Annotated in this window: 16 protein-coding genes; 2 read left to right on the top strand and 14 right to left on the bottom strand. The window is 31.6% G+C overall.

Translation table 11 applies throughout. The features are described 5' to 3' along the window. Positions 1 to 14: 14 nt before the first annotated feature. The 10 genes from V5E38_RS23475 to V5E38_RS23430 all read right to left on the bottom strand — a co-directional run bounded on the left by V5E38_RS23475 (position 15) and on the right by V5E38_RS23430 (position 10675). The gene (locus V5E38_RS23475; protein WP_025569244.1) at positions 15 to 584 is read right to left on the bottom strand and encodes a manganese catalase family protein; all 570 of its coding nucleotides are present in this window, start codon (positions 582 to 584) and stop codon (positions 15 to 17) included. A gap of 15 nt (positions 585 to 599) precedes the next feature. After that, positions 600 to 863, bottom strand: a complete 264-nt coding sequence (locus V5E38_RS23470) for a spore coat protein CotJB (protein WP_056468917.1) — start codon at positions 861 to 863, stop codon at positions 600 to 602. Positions 864 to 865: 2 nt separating this feature from the next. Continuing rightward, positions 866 to 1108, bottom strand: coding sequence for a spore coat associated protein CotJA (locus V5E38_RS23465; RefSeq protein ID WP_235821857.1), 243 nt, complete (start codon positions 1106 to 1108; stop codon positions 866 to 868). A 75-nt stretch (positions 1109 to 1183) separates the two neighbouring features. Then, on the bottom strand, positions 1184 to 2662 hold the full coding sequence (locus V5E38_RS23460; RefSeq protein WP_499211641.1) for a flavin monoamine oxidase family protein: 1479 nt from the start codon (positions 2660 to 2662) through the stop codon (positions 1184 to 1186). Positions 2663 to 2962: 300 nt separating this feature from the next. Continuing rightward, the gene (locus V5E38_RS23455) at positions 2963 to 3940 is read right to left on the bottom strand and encodes a ring-cleaving dioxygenase (protein WP_499211640.1); all 978 of its coding nucleotides are present in this window, start codon (positions 3938 to 3940) and stop codon (positions 2963 to 2965) included. 213 nt (positions 3941 to 4153) lie between these two features. After that, positions 4154 to 5890 (bottom strand): amino acid ABC transporter ATP-binding/permease protein, encoded by a 1737-nt coding sequence (gene cydC, locus V5E38_RS23450; RefSeq protein WP_499211639.1) that lies wholly within the window; start codon positions 5888 to 5890, stop codon positions 4154 to 4156. An 11-nt stretch (positions 5891 to 5901) separates the two neighbouring features. Further along, positions 5902 to 7605, bottom strand: a complete 1704-nt coding sequence (gene cydD, locus V5E38_RS23445) for an ABC transporter ATP-binding protein/permease (RefSeq protein ID WP_499211638.1) — start codon at positions 7603 to 7605, stop codon at positions 5902 to 5904. After that, on the bottom strand, positions 7605 to 8618 hold the full coding sequence (gene cydB / locus V5E38_RS23440) for a cytochrome d ubiquinol oxidase subunit II (protein WP_499211637.1): 1014 nt from the start codon (positions 8616 to 8618) through the stop codon (positions 7605 to 7607). Before cydB ends, cydD begins: the two co-directional genes overlap by 1 nt. Continuing rightward, positions 8615 to 10009 carry a cytochrome ubiquinol oxidase subunit I gene (locus tag V5E38_RS23435; RefSeq protein ID WP_499211636.1) on the bottom strand — a complete coding sequence of 465 codons (1395 nt, stop codon included), beginning with the start codon at positions 10007 to 10009 and terminating at the stop codon, positions 8615 to 8617. The genes cydB and V5E38_RS23435 overlap by 4 nt, the downstream gene beginning before the upstream one ends. Before the next feature lie 342 nt (positions 10010 to 10351). Further along, positions 10352 to 10675, bottom strand: a complete 324-nt coding sequence (locus V5E38_RS23430; RefSeq protein ID WP_499211635.1) for a hypothetical protein — start codon at positions 10673 to 10675, stop codon at positions 10352 to 10354. A 539-nt stretch (positions 10676 to 11214) separates the two neighbouring features. Between V5E38_RS23430 and V5E38_RS23425 the strand changes: the two genes are divergently transcribed. Then, a complete protein-coding gene (locus V5E38_RS23425) occupies positions 11215 to 12192 on the top strand; it encodes a CAP domain-containing protein (RefSeq protein WP_499211634.1) in 978 nt (325 codons plus the stop codon). A gap of 133 nt (positions 12193 to 12325) precedes the next feature. Continuing rightward, positions 12326 to 12601: a polysaccharide deacetylase family protein gene (locus tag V5E38_RS23420; RefSeq protein WP_499213633.1), complete on the top strand. Its 276-nt coding sequence runs from the start codon at positions 12326 to 12328 to the stop codon at positions 12599 to 12601. A 319-nt stretch (positions 12602 to 12920) separates the two neighbouring features. Here the strand turns inward: V5E38_RS23420 and V5E38_RS23415 are convergent, their stop codons facing one another. From V5E38_RS23415 to V5E38_RS23400, 4 genes are all read right to left on the bottom strand, one after another. Next, a complete protein-coding gene (locus V5E38_RS23415; protein WP_499211633.1) occupies positions 12921 to 14393 on the bottom strand; it encodes a BglG family transcription antiterminator in 1473 nt (490 codons plus the stop codon). 522 nt (positions 14394 to 14915) lie between these two features. Beyond that, positions 14916 to 15479 carry a hypothetical protein gene (locus V5E38_RS23410; protein WP_499211632.1) on the bottom strand — a complete coding sequence of 188 codons (564 nt, stop codon included), beginning with the start codon at positions 15477 to 15479 and terminating at the stop codon, positions 14916 to 14918. Positions 15480 to 15808: 329 nt separating this feature from the next. Beyond that, complete coding sequence (locus V5E38_RS23405) at positions 15809 to 17989, bottom strand: YhgE/Pip family protein (RefSeq protein WP_499211631.1); 2181 nt, start codon at positions 17987 to 17989, stop codon at positions 15809 to 15811. A 146-nt stretch (positions 17990 to 18135) separates the two neighbouring features. Then, positions 18136 to 18726, bottom strand: coding sequence for a TetR/AcrR family transcriptional regulator (locus V5E38_RS23400; RefSeq protein ID WP_499211630.1), 591 nt, complete (start codon positions 18724 to 18726; stop codon positions 18136 to 18138). Positions 18727 to 18857: the final 131 nt, after the last annotated feature.

Below are 18857 nucleotides of genomic sequence, written 5' to 3'. Positions count from 1 at the left end.
ATACTATCATTCAACTAAAAAATCTTCCGCTGTTGTCGATCATCCTTCAATATTTCCACAGCTTCTCTAAATCTCTGTGAATGAACAATTTCACGTTCTCTTAAAAATCTTAAACTATCATTTAAATCAGGGTCATCAGAAAGATCAATGATCCATTGATACGTTGCCCTTGCCTTTTCTTCAGCTGCAATATCTTCATATAAATCCGCAATTGGATCACCTTTTGCTTGAATATAAGCAGTAGTAAACGGAACACCGTCTGAATTATGGTAGAACAAAGCACTATCATGTGATGCATAATGTGTATCTAGTCCGGCAGCTTTCATTTGGTCTGGTGTTGCGTCTTTTGTTAACTTATAAATCATCGTAGCAATCATCTCTAAATGAGCAAATTCCTCAGTTCCGATATCTGTTAACAGTCCAATAACTTTATCCGGAATAGAATATCGTTGATTTAAGTATCTTAATGCAGCAGCTAGCTCACCGTCTGCTCCTCCATATTGTTCAACTAAAAATTTGGCAAGCATAGGATTACAAGTGCTTACTTTAACTGGATATTGTAATTTTTTTTGATAAACCCACATGAATGCTCCCTCCTTCTAAACCTGCCATGGCCATGGGCCTTTATGCCAGTTCCAGTTTTGATCTGAATAACTGCCACCAAATTGATATAATGGTCCATATTTTGATTCGAAATTAGCTTCGATTTGTTTTTTATATTGGACGTATTGATTAAATTGGTTAATTGCATTTTGATCATTTGGATGAGTATCCAAATATAAAGTTAGTTCTACAAGTACGAAATCTACAGCTTGCAGTTCCTCTAAATCCTGATAATACTCTGGAGGAAGTTGCTCAGTCATTTTTAATCCCTCCTTGCTTTATATGGATTGTCGTAAAAGTCATAAAATACTTTCCATAACGTACCTTTTTTCAATGCCTCTTTGTATGAAAATTGCTCTAGTCCTGGTGGCTGAAATCCTAAATATAAGTGTGGAGGTGTAGAATAATATTTTGTACCAATTGGTGGGCAAGGGTCATTTGGGCCATGAAAAACATTCCAAGATTTCACAGGGGTAAATTGAAGTCCTTGATTATTTTCGTTCATACTGATCACTCCCTCAAATAAAAAGACATCCACTAATGTCACTATATTCGAAGCGAATATAAAAAATGAATTTTATCATTCATAAATAGACCTATTATTTACTTCAAAAGCAGAACGAATGCCAGATTCAACTGCACCTTCAATCCACGCAGGCGCAGAAGATGTATGTTCACCAGCAAAATGTACTCGCCCCTCAGGAGTGGAAATATAAGGTGTCAGCTCTTTATTTTGCTCTGGCTTGAACATAGAAAACGCTCCTCCAGAGTATGGATATAGAGCCCAACTATGAGTGTAACCGGTAATAAATTCTGTATAAACTTGATTACCATGGATCGTGGCCAAATTACTTAAAGCATTCATTATCCGATCATTTTCAGACATACTATCCCAAATCAACGCATCATCTTCCCAAGTATAACTAGCTAAAACGATTCCCGATCCATTTTTACCATTATGATTACTCGGATAATATGCAAATCGGATTGGCAAATCTGTGGTTAATTTCCCACCTAATTTCCCATCTTTCTCCCAAAATCTACTTTTAAATTGAAGTCCTATTTTAGTAGAAGGAACATAGTGTAATTCTCTAATTGCCTTCCATTTATCATAAGAAAATAAATTTCTTGGAACCACTTCAATAAAGTTTAATAATGAAAAGGGGATAGTAATAATGGCATAGTCAGCAGTAGTTTGATAAGGCAGATGGCTTGTATAATGATCTGAGTGAATCGTTACTTGATTATTTTCTTGCACGATTTTATTCATTTTTTGTCCAAAAAATAGATTATCCTTCAATTGTGTTAAGAACTTTTTAGGTAATTGATCATTTCCACCAGTAATCTCATAAAACTTAATTTCCTTTGAAAATAATACAATGAACTCTCTTAAAATAGCAGTAAAAGCAAGCTCCGGAAATCCTTCCATCCCTTGAAGAACTTTTACTTTCTCTACAGCACCAAGCGACAAAGGTGTTCCGATTGGGTTATATCTTAAAAATGAATCCATCGAATGCTGATCATAATTTTCAATAATCGTTTTCCAATTTTCATCTGGGTTCTGATTTATAAAATCCATTGCGGACTTTAGCGACCGTTCAATTAACTGATCGACATTCACCCCTTTTTCATTATTCGCAATACGATAACCTAAAATATCAGGGTTTTGTTCATATTGCCTCTGTGTTGTCTTTACCCCGTTAACAAAGATAATATCTTCTGACTTTCCATTTACAAATTCATTTACTTTTAAGTTAAATTTATTTATATATTCAAGCACAAGCTTATGATTAGAAGCAATACGCATTGCACCCAATTCCAAATATTGATCATTAATAAAAGGTGCTCTTTTCGTATAAATCCGACCACCTACTCGACCATTTGCTTCTAAAATCGTCACTTCATGTCCTGCTTCCTTTAATAAAGAAGCTGCTACTAAACCAGAAATTCCCGCTCCTACTATAACAATCTTTTTCGGATTAGTTGTCCGCTCTAGTCCATTTTGTATTAAAGTAACCATATCATCCTTCGATAAACGCCTACCAGATGTACTATTCATGTTCCCTCTCCTAAAAAATTATTTTAGTTCATAAGATTTTTATTCAGTGAAATATTTCATTAGAATAACAAATTGGTTTATGCATTAAATTTTTAGGTAATTTTTGGTAGTTTAATTAAGAGTTATTTAATAAAACTCACTAATTTAATCAGTAAGTGCTATATTTCCCCTATTGTCCTGACATGAATATTTTGGAGATTTGTCGCACTATTTGATGCAAATACTGTATTCGGGCTTCCAGTAGGAGTAGAAATAAAAACAACACCCACATAAATTGTAAGTGTTGTTTTATATAAAGTTCTATTCTTTTATAAATTCCTTCGTACTTCTTACAGTATCAATATGACGAACCATTCCTTCAATTTCATCGCGTTTTGGTTCTAAGAAAGGTGGTAAAGATAACTTTTCACCAAGTGTTTCATATGGTTCGTCTCCCATAAATCCAGGTCCATCAGTCGCAAACTCAAATAAAATTTGTGGAGCAACTCTTGCGTATAATGACTCGAAGAAATGACGATCTACATAGCCAGAGTTTGGTAAACGGAACGAGTCAAGTCGTTTAATCCACTCTTTTAATACAGACGTATCTTTTACACGGAATGCTACATGGTGAACAGTACCAAATCCTTGGAAGCTTTGAGGTAATATTTCATTATGCTCCGCAATAATTTGAGCTCCGTTTCCTCCTGCACCGACTTCGAATAAATGGAATGAACCTTCTTTATCAATTTCTTTAAATAATAGTACTTTTTCAACTACTTCTTTAAAGAATGCGAAATTAGCTACCCGGATAAATATTGGTCCTAGTCCTGTAATTGCGTATTCTAATGGGATTGGTCCTTTTTGCCATGGTGTGCCTGAAGCAATCCCCTTATTATTTTCATCTGAAATTAATTGATATTGTTGGTCGTCGAAATCAACAAAAGATAATGTTTTCTTACCGAACAGTGTTTTTATTCCTGAGTGTTTTACTTCTAATCGGTCAAAACGCTTCACCCAATAATCTAATGCTGCATCAGTTGGTACTCGGAAGGATGTTTTTGAAATTTCATTTGTTCCATGTACTCCTTTTGGAATACCAGGGAAATCGAAAAATGTCATGTCCGTTCCAGCACTTCCCTTATCATCTGCAAAGAATAAATGGTACGTTTGAATATCGTCCTGATTGACCGTTTTCTTTACTAAACGCATACCTAAAACATAAGTAAAAAATTCATAGTTTTTTTCTGCACTGCTAGTTATTGCTGTTACGTGATGGATCCCTTTTAAACCGTTCATACTAATTCCTCCATATAAATTATTTATCTATATATGCTTTTTTATTTTGTCAATCTATTGTTGAAGAATACTGAAAAAATTTATTAAAATTTATTTTGAATTAAATATATCTCGAATTCGAGATAAATATATCATGTAAATCATTTTCCGTCAAACTGTATTTAATATCTAATAAAGACTCCAGCAAATTTGCCAGAGTCTTCAGATTAACATCTATACAATTACTCTAAATGGTCGATCTAATTCAAAAAGTTTGCGATATCGGTCCTCAGTTTTGAAAAGTTCTTCATGTGAGCCTTTCATTGCAATTTTACCTTTATCTAAGAAAAGAATATGATCAGCCATTTCTGCACCGATTAAATGGTGTGTGATCCATAATACTGTCTTTCCTTCTAAAACTTTAAAGATCGTTTGAAGTAGTTTTCGTTCTGTTATTGAATCTAATCCAACAGTTGGCTCATCTAAAATAACAATTGGTGTATTTTGAAGAAGTATTCTAGCTAAGGCGATTCTTTGACGTTCCCCGCCTGAGAATCTTACACCGGTTTCTTGCATAGGGGTATTATAGCCTTCTGGAAGTGATGCTATATAATCATGCAGTTCAACCATTTTCGTGACTTCGATTACCTCTTCGTCACTTGCTGCTGGATTTCCTAAACGAATATTATTTATAACTGTAGTATCAAATAAATATGGCTTTTGATTAAGTACAGATACAACTTTCGATATTTGGTCTCCTAAAGCTATACTTTCGATCTCATTTATTTTAACGCTTCCTTCAATAGGATTCTCTACTCCTTCAATTAGCTTAAGAATGGTCGATTTTCCTGAACCACTCGGGCCTAATAAGGCAGTTTTTTTGTTTTCCTCAATTGTAAAAGAAACATTATTTAAGATAGTTTCGTTTTCCGAGTAATGAAAAGTTACATTTTTAAACTCGATTTTTCGATAATCTTCAATATTTCCTTCAATACTGGGTGATTCTTGATCACGACTCACTTCTTTAATCCCTTCAAGGCGATTGATTGAATCGGTATATAAAGGGACACTTCCAAGAGAATTTGATAGTGGAATAAAAGCTTCTGTTAAAGGAAATAAAACTAAAACAAATGCGGCGATAAAAGTTCTTGGAATTTCTCCAGCTAAACTTTCATTCCCAGCCCAATATAGCATCATCAGAACTAAGACTGCTACAATACATTGAGCAACTAGATCGCGACGTCTTCTAAATCTTTTTTCCTTGTTTTGGATGTTTCTTAACGATTCATCCATTTCTCTATAATTTTTAATAAAGCTATTATGTTTACCACTAAATAACCAATCACTAATACCCATAACTGCATCAGTTAGATTTTCATATAAATGACTTTTTTCCTTTTTTATTTGGTAAGTTCGCGCTTTTTCAACTAATAATGAAAAATACGGTAGAACACCTATTAAAACAAAGGAAATTAATGCTGTTAATATTGCAAATGGTACGGAGAAGAATCCAAGTGCTACTACCGATATAAAATAGATAAACAATGCGGCAATTCCAGGGAAAATAGTTTTTAAATAAATATCTTGTAAATATTCAATGTCATTTGCTAATAACCCTAGAATATCCCCTGTTTTAAACTTCGAATTGATTGTAAGTGCATACGGTTCAAGATTACTAAATAATCTTGTTCTCATTCTAGATAAGATTTTTAAAATTGTATTGTGTCCGACTAATCTTTCAACATACTTAGAAGCCGACCTTAAAATACCAAATGTACGTACAGCAACGATTGGTACATAAATCATTAAAATATTTTCAGGTCTAGTTGCTGCTTTAGAGATTAAATAGCCGGAAGTGTACATAAGAGAAGCCGCTGCAAATATAGTCAGTGAACTTAAGAAAATCACAACTATGAATAAACGACGATTTTCTTTTATATATGGTAAAACCCATCCATTTTTATTAAACATATACTTACCTTCTAACTATGAATTAATCGATAATAATGACCCTTTTTCATTAATAGTTCCTCATGGGTACCAACTTCAATGATGCTACCTTCATTCATCACAATAATTTGATCCATTTCTTTCATCCAATGTAGGCGATGTGTAGCCAAAAACACTAATTTACCAGAGAATAACTGAAGCATTGTTTGTTTTAATTCAAACTCAGTTTCAATATCAAGGTGACTAGTAGGTTCGTCTAACAAAAGAATCGGACGATTTTCTAGATAAGCTCTAGCAAGCGCAACTCGTTGACTTTGTCCCCCACTTAAAGCTCTTCCACCTTCACCAATTTTTTCTTCTAATCCTTTTGGTAATTCTTCTATTAAAGACGTTAACCCAGCTTGAACAGCTGCATTTTCAATTTCTTCTGTAGTAGCATTAGGTTTATAAAAGCTTATATTATCGTTTAATGTTTTTGAGAAAATATAAGGACTTTGTGGAATGTAGATTAACTGTTTATGCCAATCTTCTATTTGCAGATGGGATACCTCTTTACCAGAAATTTGAATAGTCCCGTTTGTTGGCTCTAAAAATCCACCTATTAAATCAATAAGCGTTGATTTGCCAGAACCACTTTCTCCAACAATCCCAATTTTTTGAAACCCTTTAATATTCAAATTTATATTTGATAAAATCGTTTGACCATCTTTTTCGGGTTTTACTGATACATCTTTTATATTAATTTCGCTAGCATAATTCCAATCTGATATATGAGTAAGTTCTTGAACCTTAAATTCTTGCTCATCTAAAATATCTTGCATTGCTTTCCCAGCTTCTTGACCATTTAAAGTTGCATGATAATCAGCTCCAACTTCACGAACTGGTAAAAAGTATTCAGGAGCTAAAATTAAAATTGTTAATGCTGGGCCTAATAAAATTACACCGTCAATCAAACGAAGTCCTAAAAAAACGGCAACTGTAGCGATTGACAGCATTGTGAATAAATCTAGTGCAAATGATGATAAAAAAGCTACTTTTAATGTGCCCATCGTTGCTTCTCTGTATCTTTCACTTACATTTTCGATCTTTTTAATATGTTTTCTACTTAATCCTAGAAATTTTAATGTTTCTAGACCACGTAATGAATCAGTAAAATGGTTCGATAAAATACGGTAAACCTTCCATTGTTTATTTGATTTCTTTTTAGCTGCCAAACCGAGTAATATCATAAAAATAATAATGATTGGAAATGTCACGATTAGTATAATTGCAGAAACTTTATCAACAAAGAAAATATAAATCACGATTACTGGTGAGACAATTGCTAAGTTAATCATTTTCAATGGAACGATTTCTAGGTAGTTTCTTAGTTGGGTAGTTCCTTCCATAATAAGCGTTACGATATTACCAGTTCCTGATTTCCTTGCAAATCTAGGTCCAAGTTTAAAAATCTTCTCCAAAACTTTCATTTTCATTTCGGTTGAAGCAATGTCCGCAAAATGCTCCGAACATTTTTGTTTGATCGTCGAAATAATATATCGACAGACAAATGCGCTAATGAAGAAAATAGTAGCGTATAAAATATCGCTACTATTTTTTCCATTGAACAATCTGACAATAGCTTGTGAAAGCATATATGCCTGAATAATAATTGCCGTTACTTGTATAATTGTTAAAAAAGATAGGATTATTAATAAACGATTAATCCCTTTATATTTAATAAGATCTTTTCCCATTAATAAGTCAAATCCTTCTCATCCACTCTTTTTCTAAACACATAATAACTCCAAATTTGGTAGCCTAGTACGAATGGTAATAGTGTACATGCAACTATTGTCATTACTTTTAATGAATAAGGACCAGATGAAGCATTATAAACAGTTAAGTCATACGTAGTTTTGATCGAGCTAATCATGACTCTTGGGAACAGGGAAGTAAACAGTGTCCCGACTGTTAGTACAATTCCAAGACCCGACATAGCAAATGACCAACCATCACGTTTTTTAAAGATGAATATTGTAGCAAGAATATAAGATACTACGATTAATAAAATAAGCGGAACTGTTATATATGCTTTTACTTTAAACATATCTGTTTCAAAATATGCCATACCAGTGAATGCAACTAAGAATAGGAATACTGGCATGATTACCATACGAGCTAGAGAACGTGCACGGTCTCTTAATTCTCCTACCGTTTTTAATGTTAAAAACATTAATCCATGTAATAGGCATAATAATGTCACAGTTACACCACCGACTACAGTGAATAAATTAACGTAATCAGTAAAACCTGCAGAGATATTCATATTTTGATCGATTGGCATTCCTCTAAGAATACTTGAGAATAATACACCGAATAGAAATGGTGGTAATAAACTTCCGAAGAATATGACCCAATCCCAAGCCTTTGCCCATTTAGAACTTTCAACTTTGCCTCTAAATTCAAAAGCAACACCACGTCCGATTAATGCTATTAATACAAATACAAACGGAATATAGTATCCACTAAACATCGTTGCATACCAATTTGGGAATGCTGCAAAAATTGCTCCACCTGCTGTTAATAACCACACTTCATTTGCATCCCAAAACGGTCCAATTGTGTTTATTAAAATTCTTCTTTCAGTATCATTTTTGGCTAGTAGCTTTGTAGATATACCTACACCAAAATCGAAGCCTTCTAAAAAGAAGAACCCGATAAATAAAACTGCTACGAGTAAAAACCATAATTCATTTAACGCAATCATACAATTGTTACCTCCCTTTCAAACGGATCGACCGTAGGAACTTTTTCAGTTTCAACATGGTGTGTTCCTTTTTTAATTTCTTTTACAAACAAGTAAACTAGAACAGCTGCTAAAATTGCATACATTGTTGTAAATGTTGTGATTGAAAAAATCAGTGATCCTTTTGAAACATTTGGTGATACAGATGCAGCAGTAGTCATTAAACCGAATACTGTCCATGGTTGGCGACCTATTTCTGTCATAACCCATCCAGCTGTATTTGCAATAAACGGTAAAGAAATTAGTAAAATTGATGCCTTTAAGAATAGATTTTTTGATTCTAATTTTTTACGATAGCTAAAATATAAACCTAGCATCGACATTAAGATCATGACCATTCCTGCTCCTGCCATAATTCTAAAGCTCCAGAAAGTTGTATTAACTGGTGGAATATAATTTCCAGGACCATATATTTTTTCATATTGTTTTTGTAATGTATTCATACCAGGTACTTTACCTTCAAACTTCTCATAAGCTAGATAACTTAATAAATATGGTACTTCTACCTCATATTTATTTTCTTTCTTTTTCGAATCAATCAGACCAAAGACCATCCAGCTTGCAGGGTCTCCGCTATCATCCCATAGACCTTCACTTGCAGCCATTTTCATCGGCTGTGTTTTCATTAAATGCTTCGCTTGAGAATGTCCGCTAAATGCAACACCAATTCCTGCAATTAGCGCGAACACCATTGCAAGATTAAATGCTTTTTTAAATAATTCTGTTTCCTGTTTTTTTAAGATTTTATACGCACTTACACCCGCAACAAATAACGCTCCAGTCGCTAATGCTCCAGCAATTGTGTGAGGAAACTCAACTTTAAGTTGTGGATTTGTAATGATTGCTAAGAAGTCGGTCATTTCTGCACGACCATTTTTAATCGCAAAGCCTACTGGCTCCTGCATGAAAGAATTGGCTGCTAAAATCCAAAACGCAGACATTAACGTTCCGAAAGCAACTAACCAAATACACATTAAATGAATTTTTTTATTAAGTTTTTCCCAACCAAATATCCAAATTCCTAAAAATGTAGACTCCATAAAAAATGCTAAAAGTGCCTCAATTGCCAGTGGTGCTCCAAAAACATCCCCAACAAAACGGGAATATTCAGACCAGTTCATACCGAATTGAAACTCTTGAATAATACCTGTCACAACACCAACTGCGAAATTAATTAAAAATAAGTGCCCAAAAAATTTTGTTAACTTTTTATATTCTTCTTTATTTCGAAAAACATACAATGTTTCCATGATTGCTACCATAAATACTAAACCTATTGAAAGTGGTACAAATAAAAAATGGAAAATTGTAGTGGAACCAAATTGTATTCTTGCAAGCTCTAACACACTCACAGTACATCCCCCTTAGGATAAAAATCATTTCAAAAAAATTTTCAATAAACTCGAGCATACTTTGAACATTTTTTCACAAATAATTCATTAAGTAAATTTTAGAGAACCATTCAATGGTATCTCTTGTTACTTCTAGTTTACTTTTCCAAAGGGGTTTTGACTTAATCTTATTTGTCTAAATCGTGTCTATAAATTGTCTATTTTGTGACATAATTCACATTTACTGTTTAAGTTACTTTTTTATGATAAAATAGTCGCCTCATTTTTATTCCTTATTACTGAGCTGATTAAATGAAAATAAACATTATTGAAGCAATCCTATGAATTCATTAACTGTAGGCGCTACTTTTGAATGGAACAACCTTGATGGTATCCCCAAACTTTAGCACCTGCGTCACCTAAATAAGAAATAAGGTCAACTCCATTTGCTTCTACGTTACGCTTACGAATTAAGTTATCATTTACATAAGAAGTACCTTCTGCAACTTTACCTGATAAAGTCGCATCTCCTTCGTGGTATTTATTCAAAGTTGGAGCAGCTAACCAATTATTTTCTTGTACAATTACTTCTATTGCTTTTCCCTGAACACCTCTAGCATCTGTTGGTACTAAACGTACAACATCTCCAGCTTTTAGACTATTTGAAACGTGTCCAATAAAATGCACCGTCAATTACATTTCGGTAACGAACTAATTCACCATTTAGATAGATATAAACTCGATATACATCTGACAGTTTCGAGCTACTCTTTCTTTAATTACACTGAGTCTATTTACTATTTTCTATTTACCTCTATACACATATGAATTATTTAGTATGAATTAAAAGCTAAATTTACCAGTTCACACGAAAAAGAGCCGTTCTTTCACTTAATCAGAAAGGATGGCTTTTTTTTGTATTAGATCGGATACAAATGTTCTCATTATCGGAGTGTATCATGTCTGCAAACTTAAGTTAATTACCTATTTTAATTATGAAGATTATATTGTTAAAGTAAAAAATCAAATTTTTTTTCGTAATGTTTCCAAATTTATCTATTCGTTTTCTCGAAAAGGTAGTAAAAACAACTACCAATGCCCATTGTATTATCTAAGAAATTACTCAATTCAATAATGAAACAATTGTTTGTATAGATAATTGTTAGACTTAAATTGTTCTTCTCGACAGGAGCACAACACATTAATTTTAATTGGAGGATTTACAAATGAAAAAAACAATTACATTCACTGTTCTAATTGGATCTCTAATTTTTAATACACATACACATGCTGATACAAAACACTCTATTCAAAAAAATCATCTATTCAATAATGCTTTATACCATTATTTTATCTTACCTAAGTTATCAATAGATAATACATTTTCTAATAAAATACCTTCAAATAATTCCATACAACCTAGTGAATTGTTTAAATCTAATATAGTAAGCAACCTTGGCCAAACTATTAACAATGATCACCAACAAATTACAACACTAGAAATACCAAATATACCATTTAAACCTGTACAACCAATTACACCTAATATTCCACTAATACCTGTTCAACCAGTAATACCAAACGTTCCTTCAAAGCCAGCTCAGCCAGTAATACCAAACGTTCCATCGAATCCTGTTCAGCCAATAAAACCAAACGTCCCATCAAAGCCAGCTCAGCCAGTAATACCAAATGTTCCTTCAAAGCCTGCTCAACCAGTAATACCAAATTCACCATCTAAGCCTGCTCAACCAGTAATACCAAATTCACCATCAAAACCAATAGATCAAGCACCTGAAAAACCTTCAAAAATCGAAGTGCCTGCTTCTTTATCTCCATATGAATCAAAAGTTATAGAATTAACTAATATAGAGAGGACAAAAGCTGGTTTAAAACCTTTTAAAGCTAATAATGAATTATCTAAAGTTTCTCGTATTAAGTCAAAAGACATGACTGATAAAAATTATTTTGATCATAATAGTCCAACTTACGGTTCACCATTTGATATGATGAAAAAATTCGGAATTTCTTATAATCATGCAGCTGAAAATATTGCAAAAGGACAAAAAACTCCAGAAGAGGTAGTAAAAGCATGGATGAATAGTGCAGGTCACCGGGCAAATATTTTGAACTCTAAATTAGATCAAATTGGTGTAGGTTATGACTCACGTTCTAACGCATGGACACAAATGTTTATTTCTCAATAAATTTAGTTAAATAAACAAAAGCATCATCGTTCTTGATGATGCTTTTTGTTCTTATTTATAACCTCTTCATTATTCAAATAATACTATTTTGAATCTTAAAAATTAAAGTATTTCTTTTAACTAGGTACATTATATAAAAATTTTCAGGAATATTGAACAACTTAAAGAACTGCAAAATAATGGTTTGGCAATCATAAATCAAACAAATACTCATAAACGTCTAGATACACTACCAATAGAGCAACAAATTGAAGAAATAGAAACTGCAAAAACTTGGCTCCTAGATAACGGGTTCGATTCTGGTAGCAAATTAATTGTTTACCCATATGGTGCTTATACAACAGAGATTATAAATTACTTAGAAAAGAATCATTACTATGCTACACGTACACTAGTAAACGAAATTTAAATTAATCGCTTGCGTCCTTTTGAACTTAAAACTATAAATTTAACGTACAATGTAGATGTTCCAAGAGTAGTAAATTAATTATAGATAATAGACTGGTATGAAAATACTAGCGATTATTAACATTTTTTAAATTCTAGCATTCTAGTTTAATAATACAATCTAAAGAACTCCTTTTATATATATAATTACGTAATTTTTTTTAGAATTGTTTATTCATTTGTTTAACTATTATTAAATAAGTTATTTTTCACAAACAACAACCTGATAAAATATTAAAAACTCTTGGTCTAATAATGACTAAGAGTTTTTTCTATAAGAATTAATCCGGCAATATTTCATGTAAATATAGTCGTTTAGTAAAGTATTGATTAATAAACTTTCTAATTCCACTTAGTTCAGCTTCTGTTGGAAACGTAGATATTTTTAAAACTGGTAAATGTTCCTTCAAAAATTGACCTTTTAATGTTGATATCACTAAATCTAAATGATTGTGCCTCTTAATTACATCTATATCTGATAAATCATAAATTTTTATAACAAGGTGTTTTCCAAAGTGATAATCAAGAAGTTCGTAAAGATAATCCATTTCAATATAGGTACGACAAATCAATACAGTATTGATCTTCATACCATTCTTTTTGCGAATTAAAAAAGCTTCTACTAACAAAAACAATTCTAAAATTTCTAGTTTTCCATATGACATAGTTTCATTCTCAAGATGCTTTTTTACTAAATTTCCAATTCCAATAAATAATGGATGTTCCTCCACATAAGGTAAGAATGGAAGCGCAGTGTTCATGCGAGTATCCGTATAAAACTGAGTATCATACTTGGTACGTTTAATTGTTGAAAAATATTTATAAAGAAAATCATCATCCTGCGCTAAATCAAAGTGCAAGTAATCTGATAATACATTTAAAAACAGTACACGAGGATCTTCTCTATTCTCTTTCATTTTAATACGAATTTTATAAAGCTCCTCTGTCATATTATTTGGCATAACTTCACTTAAAAGACAGAGACAAAAGTATAAAATTTCTTGTGTTTGTTGTTCTCTAGTTGGGCACTTTTCCATAAATGGAAACATTTTCTTTGCAATATCAAAATATAGAGTATTTTTATATTTATCATAAATATCTTTAGAAAAAGAAACATAACACTCCATAGAAATTCTAATATTAATAATTTCTAAAATAAAAGATAAACGTTGAATAGCTCCGAGATGAAGAGTAATCGAAAGTTCAGTAGTATAATTTACGATTGTATCTCGAAAATTTTTGAGATCTATATTGTTTAAATCGTTTAGATAATCTAGCCCCTTATATTCCAAGTATTGCATCATAAATCGACGTACCTTTTTCTCGTCACCACTTAATTTAAGAGGGCTAGTATCAAGAGTAATGCCTGCTTCCTCTACAACTTCTTTTATTTGATCCAACTGTCTATATACAGTTGATCTACTTATATGAAAAGCTGTTGAAATTTCATTAATCGTCACACCATTATTAAGAATAATATACTCTAAGATTTGAAAATATGGATTCTCATTTTTCATATAAGACCATATGCCCTCAAGGGTACCGTTTGGAGATTTAATTAAACGTGCTCCCTCTGTTTCACTTTTTTCAATGAACCACCCTTTAGGTAAAGCTGAATTTAAAAAAGTAATGTCTCGCCAAATCGTACTTCGAGAATACCCTGTCTTCTCGGATAAATTAGCTAAACTACACCAATCATTTTTTTCAAAAAGAAAATAAATTAAACTTGCATGGCGTTCATCAAATCTGTTCATAAGTTCACCTAATGTTCTTTTATAAATATATATTTAAGATAGCATTTCCATTTCAACAAATTGTTATAACAAGTGAGGAATACTAATAAATCACAAACTTTGGGGAATTATTGCATTAAACTTTTCGAATCTCCTCATTTTTTCTTCTACACATAATAGAGTTATATATTTGGAATTCTTTTTAATTTTCTCATTTATCAGCGAATATAATGTTTTCATTTTTGAAATATATAAAATCATTTTACTAGTTAGCGTTTTACCTAGCGAACCACATCAATTTCCACCCTTTAATAATGTTTGAGTTCACTATTATTATCGACTGATTTTAATACTAATAAGATAGAACTAACGAATTAATGTTTACATTATTTAAAATTATTGGATTATGTTTTATAAACAAAAAACGCAAACATTATCGTTAAAACTTTAGCAATGCCTGCGTTTTTCTTAAAAATTATTATTCCTTTTTGGGGTTTCTTGTATAATTTTTCAATCATCTTAAAAAATAAAAATCATTTGTTCCTACAAAGTAATTTTCAATTCATTAGATAATAAATTAATTTCTCCATATGTATTAACAGAATAAATACGAACAAAATACTTTTGAGTATCTTCAAAACCAAGTGATTGAATTTCGTTTCCGCCATAAAGCTTACTTGATTTTGAATACAATAAAAATGGATCAATAGCAAATTCCGTGCCACTGCCATCTGCACGAAAAGCTATATCTTCTTTTTTAAAGTGCTGTTTTTTAGGATAGATCCCCTTACCTTTTGTACTCCAACTATTCTGTTTTCCATCTACAAACAAATATTGATAGTAAATTCCATTAAATATAGCAATTAGGTGCATAATTGCCCTGGAATCTGGATGCCAACTAATTGTAAAGTAACCTGAAACCCCGTCATTATTTCTATTGGTTGAAACTATTGGTTTCTCATAATCATTCGATTCTATAGATTCCGGTGCACTCTTAACATTTCCTGGATTTGCAAAAATTGATCTGGAAGCAAAAGGTAAATAAACTTTCTGTTTTTCAAACAAAGAATTATTAAAGTTTGAATTTAGATATCCAGTATGTGACATACATTTACACCTCCTCAAAACATTTTATTTATTAACCCATTTGTTATATTTAGTTTAATTCATACATTACCTATCCTCAGCATCTTAAATGAGAATTCATATTTCAAATTAGAAATTAAATAACAATAATTAAATTTATGGCGAAATCTTTTAAACGAGTTTATTCTATCTAGATATACACTATTTATTTGATCTACTAATTTTCACATTATCTTCAATTCAATTTATCCTTCATATTGAAGCTCAAGAAAATTTTTATTTCACTAATAGTAAAAAAGGATTGAAATCTTTTTTAATTAGACTTCAATCCTTTTTATCATTTTATCGTTTTAAGCCTCGATTTCACTTAATTGTTTTTTCTTTGATATTATAACACGAACTGCAAAAGTTACATTTGTTAAGATAATGAATAACGCTGCAAATCCACATAAATAGTAAACTTGATCCCATACAAACCCTTTGCTAACAGAACTTGAGATTAATTCTCTGAATCCTTTTATCGCATACGTCATAGGTAAATATGGATGAATCGTTTGGAAAAATGTTGGTGTTAATGAAATTGGGAATGTACCTGAAGTTCCACCAATTTGTAATAACATCATAACAAACACTAAATATTGCCCTATATTTCCTAATGTAACAGTTAAGAATTGTATTAAGGAATAGAAGGTCAAGCTAGTGATAATTGTAAACACTACGAATAACCACACGTTTTTCACATCAAGACCCATACCATAAATTAAAACCATATCTGCTACGATTGATTGTATGATCCCCACGAAAATAAGAACGCTATATTTACTAAAGAACCAAGCTAAACCAGTAGTCGGAGCAATAGAGTTCTTTCTCATTGGATAAACTGAAGTGAACATTAATCCACCAGCAAATAGTCCAATAGATAATATATACGGTGTTAATCCTACACCATATTCTTTTACATTATTTATTTTATGAGAAACTAGCTTTGTTGGTTCTGCAAAGAATTTATCAGTTGCATCACTTGTTTTAACTTTGTTTACTTCATCTCCACCATCTTTTAGGGATTTATGAAGTTCAGTTGTTCCTTTTGTTAAATCAGTTGCTCCTTTTAATAAGTCTCCAGACCCACTATATAACTTATTCGTTCCATCAGATAGTTGTTTAGAACCATCATTTAACTGATTGATCCCTTGGACTAATTGATCCCCACCTGTATTTAATTTACCTAGGCCAATTGAAAGTAACGAACTTCCTTCACTTAATGCCTTTGTACCATTGTATAGATCATTACTTCCTTGAGCTAATTGATTTGCTCCATTAGACGCTTCTTTCAATTTACTATTAAATAAACTTAAATTTGTATTTAATTCTTTTTGTCCAGCAAGTAGATTATTTGAACCTTCATATAATTGACCTTGTGCTGCAGCAATTTGATCAACACCATTTTTAATTTGATTACTTCCTTTTGATAGTTGATCTAAACTGTTTGAGATTGCTTTTAATTTCTGTAAATCTTCTTTACTTAAAGAACCATCTTGCAATCCATTAACGATTGATTTAAGAGCATCATTAGTAGCACCAAGATTCTGATTAAATCCTGCTTCATTTTTTTGCAGTTGGGTTGCGCCAGCATAAGATTGTTTTAGTCCAGCATTTAATTGGTTACTTCCTGTTTCTAGCTTAGAAGACCCAGTTTCAATTTTACTACCGCCTTCAACAAGTTGCGAAAGTCCATTATTTAAATCTCCAGAACCAGCTTTTAACGTACCCGTACCTTCTAGAAGAGTATTTAAACCAGTATTTAATTTATTAGCACCATCATTTGATTGTTTAATACCATCTGATAATTGTGTCGCTCCACTTTTCAGTTTTGTACTACCATTTTCAAATGTGATCATGCTGTCATTTAATTTTTTTAAATTTTTATTTAATACATCTGTTCCATCTGTAATTTTTGCAGCACCATCATTGATTTTACCTGCACCATCAGATGCTTTTGTCATGCCGTCTCCAATATCCTTGAAATTATCAAAAACTGATTTAGCATATTGTTCTGTAATTTCTTTTGAGATATTAGCATTTACTTCTTTCATTGCATTTGTACCAATTTGTGCGCCTACATAGTTTTTACCCGCATTCGTGTAATAATTTAATTTCATTTTCTGCGGTTTTTCGTCTAATAACGTAGCTGCATTTTTGGAAAAATTAGAAGGTAATTCGATGACTAAATAATATTTTTCATCGTTTAATCCTTCCATTGCCTGTTTTTTATTTGTAACTTTCCATTTGAATGACTTATTATCTTTCAATCCTTCTACAAAATCTTTCCCAACATTAAGCTTTTTATCATTAAACTCAGTACCCTTGTCATTGTTAACAACTGCGACAGATAGTTTTTCTGTATTATTATAAGGATTCCAATATGCAGATAAGAAAATTAATGAGTAAAGCATTGGTACAAGACCAACCGCAATGATTGTAGCAATTGTCATTGGTTTCTTAAAAATATTTTTCCATTCTTGTTTAAACACATTCTCACTCCCCTTTTTAGACCGATTGACCAAACGTGTATTTTGGTCAATTTATTACATTTAAATAGTTTAATACTCCCTTTTATTAAAAAAATAAAGGGTAATACTAAACCATTCTCCCATTTAAACTAAACACATTTTCATGTTTATTCAGGACTTTTATTTCCTATTAACCCAAATAATATTAATTGCACCATTTTATTTATAGTGTCTTCTGTAATATGCATTGGATCTTTTTCTAGAACACCTTTTTGTAGATTAAGAATCGATATAATCGTTGTAATCATACTTAAACTTAGTATAGGAATTTGTAAATGAAAATTTGTTTCTTTTGCAAGCATTCTTGCTTCTATTTCTTCTTCAATTGGTGTTTTACGATAGATTTGTTGAAAGAAAATTTCTGATAGTTCAGGGTGTCGTAAAGTTTCACTGATCAAGATCTCAATTTGATTTCGATTCTTTTCTACCCATTTAATCCTTTTCTCAACATATAACCTAAGCAATTCTTCAATTGAAAATTTACTAAAATCCTCTTCCATCCAAACGTCCTGAATATCAGGTTTTACACAGGTAATCAATACATCAAGCTTACTTTTAAAATACTTATAAATCGTCGCTTCGGAAATTTTACTTTCCTTTGCAATTTGATTAATCGTCGTACCATCATAACCATTTTTCGCAAATAGTTGGATCGACTTCTCTAATATATGATGTTTTGTTCTTTCTCCCTTATTCACTATTTACCTCCTTAAAAACCGTTTAAAAGGGAAACTAAATCAATTTTTAGCATAATCCAAAAAAGTAAGTGTTTATTTACTTTTCTAGTATATTAACAGAAATAGAATTCGTCAACAAAAAGTAAGTGAAC

The organism is Rossellomorea sp. GAMAL-10_SWC (assembly GCF_049568075.1).
Lineage (GTDB): Bacteria > Bacillota > Bacilli > Bacillales > Bacillaceae_G > Gottfriedia.
The sequence above is the reverse complement of the archived record's forward strand: the minus strand, read 5'-3'. Positions and strand labels throughout refer to the sequence as shown.